The sequence below is a fragment of the Methylobacterium sp. B1 genome (genome assembly GCF_000333255.1).
Taxonomy (GTDB): Bacteria; Pseudomonadota; Alphaproteobacteria; order Rhizobiales; family Beijerinckiaceae; genus Methylobacterium; species Methylobacterium fujisawaense.
The window spans coordinates 1-13,348 of sequence record NZ_BACT01000046.1; the positions used below are offsets into that span (position 1 = coordinate 1).

Below are 13,348 nucleotides of genomic sequence, written 5' to 3' on the forward strand. Positions count from 1 at the left end.
GATGTCGGGCAGGCTCGGCGGCTGCTGCGGCTTGCCGAACTCGGTGATGTCGGCCCCGCCGACGAACACCTTACCCTCGGCGGCCAGCACAATCGCGCGGACCGATTCGTCCGCGATGGCCTGGTCCAGGGCCCCGCCGAGGGCGGCCCGCAACGCGGCACCGAGCGCGTTGACCGGCGGGTTGGCGAGCGTGAGCACGGCCACGCCGCCATCGACCTCCTGACGAACCACACAACACTCCCTGTCATTCTGCAATGCAGAATAATGGTCTGCACGTTGGATGAATGTTGGTCCGGGTCGACGCGAGCGTCAAGCGAGGGCCGTGACTCGTCTGCGGCTGACATCATCTCCGAACCGATCATTCTGCATTGCAGAAATCGACGGATGCTGCCGTTTGACCCGCGCCCCGGCGCCATGTCATCAAAACGGCCCCGGGCGGGACTCGGTTGCGGTCGCCGCCGGGTGAGCGATGATCGGGCTGCCCGAAGCAGGGGAGGATCGCGGTGCGTGGCATCCATCGGGGCGAGCGGCCCGGGAGCGCCTGTCCGGCGCGGAATCGGGCGGCAGGGAGCGGGCGGTGAGCGACGGTCCCGAGCAGACCCTGTCCGGGCGCCTGCCCGAAGCCCTGCGCGGACGCCTCGCCCTGCCGGTGATCTGCGCGCCGATGTTCATCGTCTCCGGGCCGGAACTGGTGATCGCCCAGTGCCTGTCCGGCGTGGTCGGCTCGTTCCCGGCGCTCAATGCCCGGCCCGCCGCTCTGCTCGACGAATGGCTCACGCGGATTACGCGAACGCTTGCGGAGGCCCGGGCGGCCGACCCGTCGCGCAAGGTCGCGCCCTTCGCGGTGAATCAGATCGTCCACGCGTCCAACGACCGGCTGGCCCAGGACGTCGAGGCCTGCGTCCGGCACCAGGTGCCGATCATCATCACCTCGCTGCGGGCGCCCGACGCGGTGATCCGCCCGGTTCACGCCTATGGCGGCGTGGTCTTCCACGACGTCACCACCGTGCGCCATGCCGAGAAGGCGCTGGAGGCCGGGGTCGACGGGCTGATCCTCGTCTGCGCCGGCGCGGGCGGGCATGCCGGCACGCTGAGCCCCTTCGCCCTCGTCGGCGAGATCCGGCGGTTCTACGGCGGTCCGCTGATCCTCTCGGGGGCGATCACCTCGGGCGCGGCGATCCTGGCCGCCCAGGCCATGGGGGCCGACCTCGCCTACATGGGCACCCGGTTCATCTCCACCCGGGAGGCGAACGCCGCCCCCGCCTACAAGGACATGATCGCCGGCAGCGCGGCCGCCGACATCCTCTACACCCCCTACTTCACCGGCGTGCCGGGCAACTACCTGACGCCGAGCATCCGCGCCGCCGGGCTCGATCCCGAGGCGCTGCCGGTGCGCGACAAGACCGCGATGAATTTCGGCAGCGGCGGCGTGAAGGCGTGGCGGGACGTCTGGGGCGCGGGCCAGGGCGTCGGCACCATCGCGGACGCGCCGGCCACCGCCGACCTCGTGGCCCGTCTCGCGCGGGAATACGCGGCGGCGCGGGGGCGGATGGCCGGCCTGTCGGCGGAGTACGCGGGCGAGGCCGTGCCGTGAGCGTCCGGGTGCATCCGCCTCTCGCCGCCCGTTGCCTGTCCGGCGAGGGGACAGCGGCCTGCTCGGGAGACGGGGGCGCGCCTGTGATGTGTGAATCCGCCCCCCCGAACCTGCGCGTCGCCGCCCCGGAGCCCGGGATCCGGCTCGTCACCATCGATCGGCCGGAGCGGCGCAACGCCCTCGATAGGGCGACCTATGCGGGCCTGACCGCGGCCATCGAGGCCGTGGCCCGGGACGAGGCGGTGCGCGCCGTCGTGCTCACCGGCGCCGGCGGCTGCTTCACCGCCGGGAACGATCTCAAGGATTTTCAGGACGTCGAGACCGGCGGCGACAGCCCCGGGCCTGACTTTCCTCAAGGCTCTGCGCGCCTGCCCGAAGCCAGTCCTGGCGGCCGTGGAGGGCCATGCGGTCGGGATCGGCACGACGCTGCTGCTTCATTGCGATCTCGCCTATGCGGGGGACGGCGCCCGGTTCCGCCTGCCCTTCACGGCGCTCGGCCTCAGCCCGGAGGGCGGATCGAGCTACCTGCTGCCCCTGGTGGCGGGTTCGAAGCGCGCCGCCGAACTCCTGATGCTCGGCGAGCCCTTCACGGCCGCGGAGGCCGCCGCGGCGGGCCTCGTCAACGCCGCCGTCCCGGCGGGGACGGCGCTGGAGTCCGCCCTGGGCAAGGCGCGCGCGCTCGCGGCCCTGCCCCGGTCTTCGATCGCCGCCACCAAGCAGGCCCTGCGCCGTGGCCACGAGGAAGCTGTCGCCAGGACGTTCGGCGAGGAGGCGGAGGTCTTCCACGCGCTCCGCCGCGCCCCGGAGGCGCAGGTGGCCTTCGCGGCGTTCCTGCACCGATGAGGGCGCGGATGGATGCGGACGCGGCCCTGCTGGCCGATCCCGACACCGCCGGACTCGGCGCGAAGGAGGACCGGCACTTCGTGACGGCCCTCGCGCGGGGGCTGTCGGTGCTGGCCTGCTTCGGTCCGGGGCGCACGAGCCTCGCCAACCACGACATCGCGGAGGCCTGCGGCCTGCCGCGCTCCACCGTATCACGGCTCACCTACACGCTGACCAAGCTCGGCTACCTGCAGCATTTGCCCGAGATCGGCCGCTACCGCCTCGGCACGGCGACGATCGCGCTCAGCTCGGCGGCTCTCGGAGGCCTCGACGTCCGCGGCATCGCCCGGCCCGTGCTCCGCGCCGTGGCCGAAGCCGCCAACGCCTCGGTGGGACTCGGCGTCCGCGACCGTCTCAGCATGCGCTACGTCGATTGCCAGCGCGGCCCGGCGGCGATCTCGCTCAACCTCGATACCGGCTCGCGCATCTCCCTCGCCCGCAGCGCCATGGGCCGGGCCTACGTGGCAATCTGCACGGATCGCGAGCGCGAGGGCATTTACGAGGACCTGAAGGCCCTGGACCCGGTCGCCTGGCCCGCGCTCCGGGCCGGTCTCGACCGGGCCGTGGCCGAGCATCAGGAGATCGGCTGCTGCACCTCGTTCGGCGAGTGGCAGGAAACCGTCTGCGCCATCGCGGTGGGCTTCCATCCCGGCGGCGGCCTGCCGCCCATGTCGGTCAATTGCGGCGCCCCCACCGTCATCACCGACGCACGCTTCCTCATGGAGGTGGCGCGCCCGAGACTCATCGCAGCCGTCCGCAGCCTCGACGGCGTCATGGGAGCCTGAGGATGTCCGCGATGGATGCCGAATCCGCCACCGACGACCTGCCGCTCGCCGGGATCCGCGTCCTCGACCTGTCCCGGGTCCTGGCGGGGCCGTGGTGCGCGCAGGTGCTGGGCGATCTCGGCGCCGACGTGATCAAGATCGAGCACCCGGAGCGCGGCGATGATACCCGCGACTGGGGCGTGCCCACGAGCCCCGGCAACACCTCGTATTTCGACAGCGTGAACCGCAACAAGCGCTCTATCGGTATCGATCTCGCCACCCCGGACGGGCTGGCGATCGTCAAGGCGCTTGCGCGCGAGAGCGATGTCCTGGTGCAGAACTTCAAGACCGGCGGGGCCGAGAAGCTCGGCCTCGGCTACGGCGACCTGTCGGCGGAGAATTCCGGCCTGATCTACTGCTCGATCGCCGGCTACAGTTCCGACGGCTCTGAGGCCGGACGACCCGGCTACGACCTCGTCGTGCAGGGTGAATCCGGTGTGATGGCGCTCAACGGCGAGGCTGGAGGGCCGCCGCTCAAGTTCGGGGTCGCGGCGGTCGATCTGTTCACCGGGCAGTTCGCGGCCCAGGCCGTGCTGGCGGCCCTGTACCAGCGGGAGCGGACCGGACGGGGCAAGACGATCGACCTCGCTCTGTTCGATTGCGGTGTCGCGCTGACCTCCTATTACGGCCTGGAGGCGCTGGCCCGGGGCATCGATCCGCCCCGCTACGGCAATGCCCATCCCTCGATCGTGCCCTACGGGGTGTTCGAGGCCGGCGACGGGCCGGTGGTGATCACGGTCGGCAACAACGGGCAGTACCGCCGATTCTGCGAGCAGGTGCTGGAGCGGCCGGACTGGGTCGCCGACCCGCGCTTCGCCACCAACCTCGACCGATCGCGCAACCGCGCCGCCTTCATCCCGGTGCTGGAGGCGGAGCTCGCCAAGTGGGAGCGCGCGCCGCTGATCGCGCGGCTCAGGGCCGCGGGCATCCCCTGTGGCGAGGTGATGGGCCTGCGCGAGGCGCTCACCTGCGACCGGGCCCAGGAGGCCGGGTTGGTGGTGACGGCGCCCGGCAATGCCCACGTCATCGCCCCGCCCTATCGGCTCGACGGCCGCCGGCTGCCGGTGCGGCGCATGCCGCCGGGCCTCGGGGATTCGAGCGCCGAGATCCTGGCCGAGGAGCTGGACTATCCGGAGGGCGCGCGCGACGCGCTGCGGGCCAAGGGCGTGGTCCGGTAGGCAGGTCGCCTCCTGCAGCTCGCCTCCTACAGGTCGCCTCCTGCAGGTCGCCTCCTGCCGTCGCGTGCCGTGGACGGCTCGCCGCGGGTCGGAGCGGGCCATCATCCGCGCGGTCGGGCCGTGGGCTAGCGCAGCACGCCTTCGGCCAGGGCCCGCTGGATGCCCCGGATGTCCGCGCCCTTCTTCAAGGTCCGCTGGATCGGCTCCGCCGCGCCCGAGACCCAGATCTTCAACTCGGCGTCGAGGTCGAACGTACCGGCGGTCTCGACCGAGAAGCGCACGATCGCGCGGTACGGCACCGACAGGAACTCGACCTTGCTGCCGGTCACGCCCTGGACGTCGATCAGGATGACGCGGCGCTCGGTGAACACGAACACGTCCCGGATGATCTTGAAGGCGAGCCGCGCCGTCTCGCCGTCGATCAGGATGCCGTCGAGCCGGCGCTCCAGGGAGGCCGCATCGACGGCCGAGCCGTGTCCGAGCAATCCGTCCAGAAGGCCCATGGCCGATCATCTCGTGCTGGTCCGCGTCGAGGCGGAGCATGGCGCCCGACCGTCGGCGCGGCAAGCGCCCGCCGCGATCCGACACTCCGTTCCGACCGCGAGCCTGGTCGCGCGCGGCGATGCCCGCCGCCGCGCCCGCCGTCACGTGCAGGTCGAGGTGTCCGATGCCCTCTCGGACCGGCACCGGGCGTCGAAGCTTCGCGCGAGCTCGGCGAGGCTGACGGAACCGAGCCGCGTGATCAGAAGAGCCTCGGCCTCGCGCAGCGTGTCCTCGACCGCCGCGTTGACGACCTTCTCGACGGCGCAGGCCGGGTTCGCGCGATCGCTGCCGATCGCGAAGATGCGGGGCCCGCCGACCGCGCGGTGGATGTCGAGCAGCGAGACCGCGTTCAGGTCCGCCGCGATGGTCCATCCGCCGCCGTGCCCCTTCTCCGACGTCACGTAGCCCGCGTTCCGGAGCCCGGCCATCGTGCGGCGGACGACCACGGGATTCGTCCCGAGCATCCGCCCGATCGCCTCGGACGTCATCGGTCCGTCGTGGCGCGCCATGTGAAGCAGCACATGGAGCGTTCGGGAGAGGCGGCTGTCGGTGCGCACCCGTCGATCCATCACACCGGACTCGGGATTGGCAACCGTGCGCCATCACGATACTTATCAAGTTACGTGATGGCGCGGAGCTGAAGCGGTGCGCGAGTTCGAGAACCCGGATCGGTGGGACAGGGTCGCCGAGCACTACGAGACGACCGCCCATCCGTTCACGGCGCGCTTCGCCGAGGCGGCGCTCGCGCGGGTGCCGCTGACCGGAAGCAGCCGCGTCCTCGACGTCGCGGCGGGCACCGGTGCCCTCGCGCTGGCCGCGGCGCGGACGGGGGCGCAGGTCCTCGCGGTCGACTTCTCGCCCGGCATGGTCGCGCGCATCGCCAGGGCGGGACTGCCCAATGTCGACGCGCGGGTCATGGACGGACAGGCCCTCGCCCTGCCCGACGGTGGCTTCGACGCGGTGTTCTCGATCTTCGGAGTGATCATGTTCCCCGACTGGCGGAAGGGCCTCGCCGAGATGGCGCGCGTGACGCGCCCCGGGGGATTGGGCGTCGTGGCCACGTGGCAGGATCAGGGCGCGGCGACGTTCCTGCTGCTCGGCGAGATCCGCCGCAGGCTGTTCCCCGAGCGCGAGAGCCGGGCGATGCCCGAAGGGGTGCGCGCGCTCGGCGATCCGGCGGGGTTCACCTGGGCGCTGGTCGCGGCCGGGTACGCAGCCCCCCGGATCGACCGGGTGACCTTCGACTACGCGCTAGACGTCGCCATGCTCGACGACCCCGACACGGTGTTCGGTCTGTCGCCGGACTGGGTCGACCTGAGCGCGGCCGACCGGGCCGCGGTGATCGCGGAGGCGCGGCGCATGGCGGGCGGTCGACCCGTCCTGTCGATCCCCTCGACTGCCCTGATCGCCGTCGCGGAGCGCTGAGCGCCGCGGTGGCGCCAAATCCTGCGCCTCAGCCGGACTTGCGCGCGTCCGACAGCCGCGCCCGCGCGTCGTCCAGCACCCGGGTCAGGGCCGCGTCCCACGAGACCCGCGGCTGCCAGCCGGTGGCAGCGTGGAGGCGGCCGGCATCGCCCGCGGCCAGAGGAATCTCGGTCGGGCGCACGCGCTCCGGGGCGATGCGGATCTCGAACGGGACCCGGGCCCGGGCGCGCAGGTCCTCGAGGACGCTGGCGATCGTCCGCGGCTGGCCCGAGCTGATGTTGAACACGCTCCCGTCCGCCAGGGCGTCCGCCCGGCCGATCAGGTCGGCGTAGGCGTTCGCAACTTCGGCGACGTCGAGGAAGTCGCGGTAGGAGGAGAGGTTGCCGACCTCCAGGCAGGGCGGCACGAGGCCGGCCTCGATCCGGGCGATCTGGCCCGCGAAGGAGGCCACGACGAAGCGCTCGTCCTGGCCGGGGCCGATGTGGTTGAACGGCCGCAGCACGACGAGCTTCACGCCGATCCGGGGCAGCAGGTCGCGGAGCAGCTGCTCGCCCACCCATTTCGACCGGGCGTAGGTGTTGCGCGGCAGGGGCTCGACCGCCTCGCTGAGGGCGTGGCCCGCCAGGAAGGCGCTGCCGTAGACTTCGCCGGAACTGACGAAGAAGAAGGTGCAGCCCGGCACCGCCTCCACCGCGGCCACGAGGTTCATCAGGCCGTTGACGTTGACCCGCCACGTCTGGCCCGGGCCGCTGGCGGAATCCGCCACCGAGGCGAGGCCCGCCAGATGGAGGATCGCGGTCGGCCGGAATCGCGCCACGAAGCCGCGGAGCGCGGCTTCGTCGAGGAGATCGATCGCCGCGTAGCTGACGCCCTCCGGCAGGTGCGGCGCCCGCCCCCGCCCGATCCCGGCCACGCAATCGCCCGCTCCCGCGCTCATCGTCGCCAGGAGCGGCAGAACGTGGCCGCCCACGAAGCCGGCCGCCCCGGTGACGAGGATGCGCCGCGCGACCGGGCCGCCGGATCCGTGGAGGGAGAGCGCGCTCATGGCGCGATCCGGGCGCGGGCCGTCACCTAGCCCGGTTTCCGAGTTCCCCAGCGCACGCCCCTGCTGCCCTGCCCGGCCCCCGGCGAGCTGCCGGCATCGGCCCCGATCGCCGGGCCGGAGGCGGTCTGGGGCCGATGCTGAGAGCCGGCCGCCAGGGGTTTCGATGCCAGCGTGTCCGGCACCTCGGACAGGTACGACTCGTCCTGGTCGGTGGCGAACTGCCCCGCCTGCGGAAGGTCCAGAGATAGCCCGGCACCACCGCCTCGGCGGCGGTCGGCGTGATGCCGATGCCTTCGAAGGTCCGACCCTCGGCCTTGGCGGCCTCCGAGACGACGTTGTCGTTCTGAAGCAGCGTCACCTGATCGCGGGTCAGCTTCAGCGAATCCGGCAGCAGGCCGAAGGTCAGGGTGTCGGCGATCTCCAGCATGCGGGCCTGGAGCTTGGCCGCCGGCGCAGGCAGGTCCACGACCACCCGCTTCCGCCGGATCGTCTTCAGCATGTAGCGCACGAAGTGCTCCAGCGTGCCCACCTCCGGGCCGCCGAGTTCGTAGACCTTGCCGGGCGCCACGGTGCCGTCGACCGCGCGGGCGATCGCCTCGGCGACGTCGCCCACGAAGGCCGGCTGGAAGCGGGACTGGCCGCCGGCGAGCGGGAGAACCGGAAGCGCCCGGGCGAGGCCGGCGAAGCGGTTGAAGAAGCTGTCGCCGGGCCCGAAGATCAGCGAGGGCCGGAACACCACCGCGTCCGGACAGGCGGCGAAGACCCGCGCCTCGCCCTCTGCCTTGGTGCGCGCGTAGACCGACGGCGAGGCCGGATCGGCCCCGATCGCCGAGACGTGGATCATCCGGGCGCCCTGGCGCGCCGCGGCGCGGGCGATCGCCTCGGCCCCGTCGACCTGCAGCCGCGCGAAGCTCTGGGAGCCGGTCTCCTGCAGGATGCCGACGAGGTTGATCAGCACGTCCGACCGCTCGGCGGCCCGGACCACCGAGTCCGGGTAGCGCAGGTTGGCCTGGACGGCCACGATCTGGTTGACCTTCCCCAGGGGCTGCAGGAACAACGCGAGATCCGGCCGGCGCACCGCGACGCGGATCCGGTAGCCGCGCTTGGCCAGCGCCCGCACCACGTGCCGTCCCAGGAAGCCGGAGCCGCCGTAGATCGTCACGAGCTGGTCCTGCGGACGCAGGAGCCCCGGCGTGGCGGCGGATGCGGACTGCGTCTCCGGACTCGTGTGCGCCGCCGCGGGCGCCGTCGTGTTCTCTTGGCCGCTCATCGCCGTGGTCTCGAGCTCCTCGCGCGCCCCGGGGCGCCGTCAGGCGGCCTACTTAGCCTAACTTCGGCGCGATGGGAGCCGCCGAATGAGCCGCCGCGCCATTCCGGTGAACAGCGTGGGGCCGATGACCGGCGCGGCAGAGGGCCGGACGCTGGAACGGGTGCGGCCGCCAAGCATTCTTCCCCACCATACGGCCCTGCCGAATCGCGCGGATGGGACGCGCCGGGGACTTCGATGATTGTAGGGATGCTCGTTTCCGCGGCGATCGCGGTGTTCGGCCTGCTGGTCGCGTTGGGGTTCGTCGGGCACCCGATCGACGCGCAGCTCGTCAGCAACTACGGCTGGAGCATTCTGATCATCGGCGTCGCGCTGTTCGTGCTGTTCGCGTGGTCCCGGTACAGCCGGACCCGCAGGCGGCACTCCGCCTGATCCGCCGGCTCAGGCGACCTTGATCCGGCGGCGCATCTCCCGCGCCACGGCCGGACGCCCGTTTGGACGGCCGCCGACCGCCCGGGGAGCCCCGACCGTGAGGCTCTGACATTCGCGCGCGATGAATGCGGTCGGCATCTCGGCCTGCATGTCGGCCTCCATGTCGCGCAGCGCCGTGTCGGAATGGGCCGGGTGCAGGTGAATGATCCCGAGCGCCTTGACGCCCGCCGTCCGGGCGAGCTCCACGCCCTTCTGCCAGGTCGAGTGGCCCCAGCCCCGGCAGGTCGGATACTCCCCGTCGGTGAACATGCCGTCGTAGACCATCAGGTCGGCGTCGGCCACGAAGGCGGCGAGGTTGGGATCGGGCCAGGGGTCGCTGTGCTCGATGTCGCTGATCAGGCACAGGCGCTTGCCGGCATGCTCGAACCGGTAGCCCACGGAGCCCTGCGGATGGTTCAGCAGGATCGTGGCGACCCGCGTCCCGTCCGGGAAGGTCAGGGTCTGCCCCGCCTCGAAGCCGTGGTGGCGGAAGGTGCAGCACAGCCTGTCGAGCGTAACCGGGAACAGCGGCGGCGCGAACAGGCGGTCGAGGGTCGGGCCGGCCGATTCGCCGCCGAGGTTGCCGCAATAGGTGTTGATCACCCGGTCGCAGTCGAGGACCGCCGGCTTGAAGAAGGGGAGCCCCGCGGTGTGGTCGAGATGCAGGTGGCTGAACAGCAGGTCGACTTCCCGGGGCAGATCGGTCCGGTGACCCTGTCCGAGATTGTAGATGCCCGAGCCCGCGTCGACGATGAACATCCGCTGGCCGCACCGCACCTCGATGCAGGGCGTGCTGCCGCCGAATTCGGCGTATTGCGGGCCGCTGACGGGCGTCGAGCCGCGGACGCCCCAGAAGCGGAGTACGAGGTCTTGGTCGGCCGTCAGGAGAGTCGGCTCGGAACTGTTCGACATGGCGATCACGAATCCGCGGACAGTCGGTCCCGATCGGTTATGATCGAAACCCCGTCGCCGTTCCGGGAAGGTAGCTTTGAATAAGGCAGGCCGACGGAGCAGGTGTACCGCTCATCCCCTGCCGTATCATGAATTGGTGTGCCGCAGGCGGTCGTGATGTGCGTCCGCGCACACGCACGGGACGCTTGACCGGACCCTCGCATGCTCAGAGCGCCTCGGCCGAGGCCAAGAGACCGCCCGGCGAACCGGCCAGAATCGGGCGTCCGGAGCCCGATCCGGCGAGGCCGGAGGCCAGCCAGGACGGAAGCGCGTCGCTGTAGCGGGTCGGGAGCGGCGCGACCAGCGCCCCGAACGGATCGGGGGCGCGCTCGTAGACCGGGACGAAGCCCGCCATTTGCCGCGGCGACAGGCCCGACTCGGGCGCGGCCCAGCCGGCCCAGACCGTGTCGGGCACCGGGCGATGGGCGCGATGGCCCGGCACGACCACCACCTCCTGGCCGGCGAAGGCCAGGGCTTCCGGCCGGCTGATGTCGCCGACCGCCCCGCCCCGGGCCGTGTAGGCCGCCCAGAAGGCGTTCTGGCCGCCGTCGGAATAGGTCGTGCGCACGGCGGGCTCGCCCGCCTCGGCGAGCGCGGTCATCCGCGCCTCCTCGACCGCCCGGCGGGTGGTGACCGCCGCCTCGATGGCGGGATCCCGCGAAGGCGCGAACGCGTACCGGCCGGCGACCACCGAGACCTGCAGCTCCTCGCGGCTCGCCTCGAACCGGTCCGAGCCGGCCTTGAGTTCCCGCCAGAAGGCGATGTTGGGGTCGGTCCGGTGGCGGGCCATGTTCTCGGCGGTCATCCGGAACGGGTAGGACTGGAACTGGAAGGCCGCCTGCCCGCCGTTCAGCGCGTCCCGGGCGATGGCGTAGATCTCGCCGACCGTACCGTTGGTCATGGCGAAGCAGCCCATGGACGAGCAGATGCCGTGGACCATCACGGCGGACCCGGTTCCGCCATGGGCCCGGTCGTAGGCGTTCGGATATCCGACGTCGAAGGACAGGTAGTAGTGCGAGTTCGGGTTCATCTGGCGCCGGGGCACCGTATAGAACCCCTCCGGGGTCTGCCGGTCGCCGCTCTTGCGCTTGGGCCCGAGCTGGCCGGACCAGCGGCAGATCGGGAACGTCTTGATGAAGACGTAGCCGGCGCGACCCTTCTTCCAGACCTCGATCTCGGATTCTTTCTTGTAGGCCCGGAACAGGACCGGCGAGGCGGCCGTCACGCCCTTCTGCGCCATCAGGGCAAGGGTCGCGGCGGGGATCGGCGCCTCCGCCTTGCCGGCCTGCGCGGCGGCCGGACCGGCGAGGACCAGCACGATGAGGCCGGCAGCGAGGGGGATCGAGGTCGACAGGGGCATGAACCGTCCGCGCTGGATCGGCCGGGATGGCTGCCGGACAGGCGCGGCCTCGCGGCCTGACGGATTATTGCGGCGGCCATGAGGCTGCGCGTCCGGTCAGCCCGACCCCGCTGGATTGTCCCGTTGCGCGCGGAAGGCCGACGGCGCCGGCGGATCGTGACGTCCTGTCAGGCTGCCGGTGCGGGGTCCCGCTCGGCGGCGGCCGGGACGGGTGCGATGACCGCGCTGTTCTCCACGGCGATCACCGCGTCGAAGGGCGCGGCGTTTTCCGCAAGACTCGTCTCGGGCAGGCAGACGATCAGGCCGCGCCCGGCCCGCGCCTGCCGCAGCTGGGCGAGGCGCTCGCGTGCGCCCTCGACCTTCCGCTCGTCCATCGCGACCGCCACCACGAGGATGTCGGGATCACGGGCGAGACAGCGGCTCAGCTCGATCGCCACGCGTTCGCGGGCATTGATCGCGCCGTCCGCCAGAGCCCCGGTGCTGGGCTGAGCCTCGACCTTGCTGTCGAGGCCGAGGCCATAGACCGAGGCCTCAAGGCCCTCGTCGGCCAGAACCCGGCGCACCAGTTCGCGCACCCGCGGCTCGGCATTGGCCTCGCCGAGGCTGATCCGGCCGAACAGGAGGTTCTCCTCCAGGCTGGCGGCCGGATTGACCCGGGAGGGGTCGTGGAACTCCACCGCACCCGCGAGGTGGGGCGGCAGCATCCGTGCGAAGGAACGCCGCGCCTGGACGAGGCGCTCCTCGAACGGGCCGTCGATCAGGCCGAAGCGGTGGCGCGATTCGTTGTAGCGCAGCGCCAGGCCGATCAACCGCAAGCGGTCGCGCTGGCCCGCCGGTCCCCGGCGCAGGCTCGCCGCGTTGGGCAGGCGCACCACGAGATCCTCGAAATAGCCCCGCTCGGCCGCCTGGAACAGCGAATAGGCGTCGAACAGGGGATGGTCGTTGGGCAGGTCGGCGAAGATCTCCACCGTGCTGCGGGCCACCGACAGGCCGATCTCGGTGAGCGGGCGAACCAGCCCCTCGGCCTCCAGAACCGCCCGCAGATAGGGGTGGCGGGCGAAACGCAGGGGCGCGAAGGTGCCGCCCACCGGCTCCCCGAACAGGATGTTCTCGCCGATGCTCGCCTGGTTGTTGTAGCGGTCGGGATCGAAGGGCTCGACGAGGCGCTCGGCGCCCTTGGCGGCCAGCGCCACTCGCATGGTCCGGCGGGCGGTGACGATCGCGGCGGCGAGCCGCGGCTGGGCCGCCGGATCGAGCCGTCCGGTCAGCCCGCGGGCGTATACGAAGCCGTCGAGCCCGGTGAGCCGGCTGATGCCGATCAGCGCGATGTCGTCGGGCGCGGTCGCCGGATCGGTGCCGTAGAGCAGGTTCTGCCGGAGGGAGCCCTCCATCAGGATCGCCTCCCCCGACGTGAAAGCGATGCGCCGGGCGCGCTCCGCGGCGTCGAAGTCGCGCAGGTCCGTGCCCGCATAGGTGACGGCCCCGGCCGTCGGCTCGACCTGCCCGGCCAGCACCGCCGCCAGCGCCCGGGCGCCGCTGCCGCGGCTGCCCGTGATCGCCACGTGGCCCGGCATCGTCACGGCCACGGCGACGCCGGTCAGGCGCTCGCCCGTGGCCGGATCGAAGGCTCCGACGCCTTCCGTGGCCAGGATCCCGGACCGGGGCAGCGGCAATGCGGCCGCACCAATCCGGGCGGCCCGCGCCCGCCGCCCCTCGAGGGACGCGATGATGCGGGCGAGGTCGCGGAGGCGCGGGCGCACCGACCGGCGGACCATCCAGAACCGCGCGCAGATGGCGGCGAGCCAGCC

The 13,348-nt window shown here is 72.1% G+C and carries 12 protein-coding genes and 3 pseudogenes; 7 read left to right on the forward strand and 8 right to left on the reverse strand.

Translation table 11 applies throughout. The features are described from left to right. Positions 1 to 231: enoyl-CoA hydratase-related protein (locus tag I53_RS01260; protein ID WP_043345851.1), on the reverse strand; the 231-nt coding region annotated here is incomplete at its 3' end. A 346-nt stretch (positions 232 to 577) separates the two neighbouring features. Here I53_RS01260 and I53_RS01265 point away from each other — a divergent pair. From I53_RS01265 to I53_RS01280, 5 genes and pseudogenes are all read left to right on the forward strand, one after another. Further along, entirely contained in the window at positions 578 to 1,594 is a 1,017-nt protein-coding gene (locus I53_RS01265) for a nitronate monooxygenase family protein (RefSeq protein ID WP_187294291.1), read from the forward strand. Between the two features lie 86 nt (positions 1,595 to 1,680). Then, a pseudogene (locus I53_RS34755) lies at positions 1,681 to 1,857 on the forward strand (enoyl-CoA hydratase/isomerase family protein); the annotation flags it as partial. Positions 1,858 to 1,987: 130 nt separating this feature from the next. Beyond that, entirely contained in the window at positions 1,988 to 2,437 is a 450-nt protein-coding gene (locus tag I53_RS34760) for an enoyl-CoA hydratase-related protein (protein WP_251982176.1), read from the forward strand. Between the two features lie 8 nt (positions 2,438 to 2,445). After that, entirely contained in the window at positions 2,446 to 3,261 is an 816-nt protein-coding gene (locus I53_RS01275) for an IclR family transcriptional regulator (RefSeq protein WP_051044602.1), read from the forward strand. An 11-nt stretch (positions 3,262 to 3,272) separates the two neighbouring features. Then, entirely contained in the window at positions 3,273 to 4,478 is a 1,206-nt protein-coding gene (locus I53_RS01280) for a CaiB/BaiF CoA-transferase family protein (RefSeq protein ID WP_043345863.1), read from the forward strand. 125 nt (positions 4,479 to 4,603) lie between these two features. Here I53_RS01280 and I53_RS01285 read toward each other — a convergent pair whose 3' ends face one another. Both I53_RS01285 and I53_RS01290 read right to left on the reverse strand, forming a co-directional pair. Further along, positions 4,604 to 4,981, reverse strand: coding sequence for a PH domain-containing protein (locus I53_RS01285; RefSeq protein WP_043345852.1), 378 nt, complete (start codon positions 4,979 to 4,981; stop codon positions 4,604 to 4,606). A 141-nt stretch (positions 4,982 to 5,122) separates the two neighbouring features. Beyond that, positions 5,123 to 5,578, reverse strand: a complete 456-nt coding sequence (locus I53_RS01290) for an Rrf2 family transcriptional regulator (protein ID WP_043345854.1) — start codon at positions 5,576 to 5,578, stop codon at positions 5,123 to 5,125. Between the two features lie 88 nt (positions 5,579 to 5,666). On the opposite strand from I53_RS01290, the gene I53_RS01295 reads away from it, so the two are divergent. Further along, on the forward strand, positions 5,667 to 6,446 hold the full coding sequence (locus I53_RS01295) for a class I SAM-dependent methyltransferase (RefSeq protein WP_043345855.1): 780 nt from the start codon (positions 5,667 to 5,669) through the stop codon (positions 6,444 to 6,446). Positions 6,447 to 6,474: 28 nt separating this feature from the next. Here I53_RS01295 and I53_RS01300 read toward each other — a convergent pair whose 3' ends face one another. Next, positions 6,475 to 7,491 (reverse strand): GDP-mannose 4,6-dehydratase, encoded by a 1,017-nt coding sequence (locus I53_RS01300; protein ID WP_051044603.1) that lies wholly within the window; start codon positions 7,489 to 7,491, stop codon positions 6,475 to 6,477. A 26-nt stretch (positions 7,492 to 7,517) separates the two neighbouring features. Beyond that, a pseudogene (locus I53_RS01305) lies at positions 7,518 to 8,761 on the reverse strand (complex I NDUFA9 subunit family protein). A 246-nt stretch (positions 8,762 to 9,007) separates the two neighbouring features. On the opposite strand from I53_RS01305, the gene I53_RS01310 reads away from it, so the two are divergent. Next, positions 9,008 to 9,190, forward strand: coding sequence for a hypothetical protein (locus I53_RS01310; RefSeq protein WP_236952875.1), 183 nt, complete (start codon positions 9,008 to 9,010; stop codon positions 9,188 to 9,190). A 9-nt stretch (positions 9,191 to 9,199) separates the two neighbouring features. On the opposite strand, the gene I53_RS01315 is transcribed toward I53_RS01310, so the two are convergent. The 3 genes and pseudogenes from I53_RS01315 to I53_RS01325 all read right to left on the reverse strand — a co-directional run. Further along, a complete protein-coding gene (locus I53_RS01315) occupies positions 9,200 to 10,141 on the reverse strand; it encodes an MBL fold metallo-hydrolase (RefSeq protein ID WP_043345866.1) in 942 nt (313 codons plus the stop codon). 205 nt (positions 10,142 to 10,346) lie between these two features. Beyond that, positions 10,347 to 11,540, reverse strand: a complete 1,194-nt coding sequence (locus I53_RS01320) for a murein L,D-transpeptidase family protein (RefSeq protein WP_043345858.1) — start codon at positions 11,538 to 11,540, stop codon at positions 10,347 to 10,349. A 167-nt stretch (positions 11,541 to 11,707) separates the two neighbouring features. Further along, positions 11,708 to 13,348, reverse strand: a pseudogene (locus I53_RS01325) (ATP-binding cassette domain-containing protein); the annotation flags it as partial.

Bases quoted from the DNA above. Each gene is read 5' to 3' on its own strand.
- I53_RS01275 (WP_051044602.1), top strand. From the start codon at position 2,446: ATGGATGCGGACGCGGCCCTGCTGGCCGATCCCGACACCGCCGGACTC.
- I53_RS01300 (WP_051044603.1), bottom strand. From the start codon at position 7,491: ATGAGCGCGCTCTCCCTCCACGGATCCGGCGGCCCGGTCGCGCGGCGC.
- I53_RS01310 (WP_236952875.1), top strand. From the start codon at position 9,008: ATGCTCGTTTCCGCGGCGATCGCGGTGTTCGGCCTGCTGGTCGCGTTG.
- I53_RS01280 (WP_043345863.1), top strand. From the start codon at position 3,273: ATGGATGCCGAATCCGCCACCGACGACCTGCCGCTCGCCGGGATCCGC.
- I53_RS01285 (WP_043345852.1), bottom strand. From the start codon at position 4,981: ATGGGCCTTCTGGACGGATTGCTCGGACACGGCTCGGCCGTCGATGCG.
- I53_RS01320 (WP_043345858.1), bottom strand. From the start codon at position 11,540: ATGCCCCTGTCGACCTCGATCCCCCTCGCTGCCGGCCTCATCGTGCTG.
- I53_RS01315 (WP_043345866.1), bottom strand. From the start codon at position 10,141: ATGTCGAACAGTTCCGAGCCGACTCTCCTGACGGCCGACCAAGACCTC.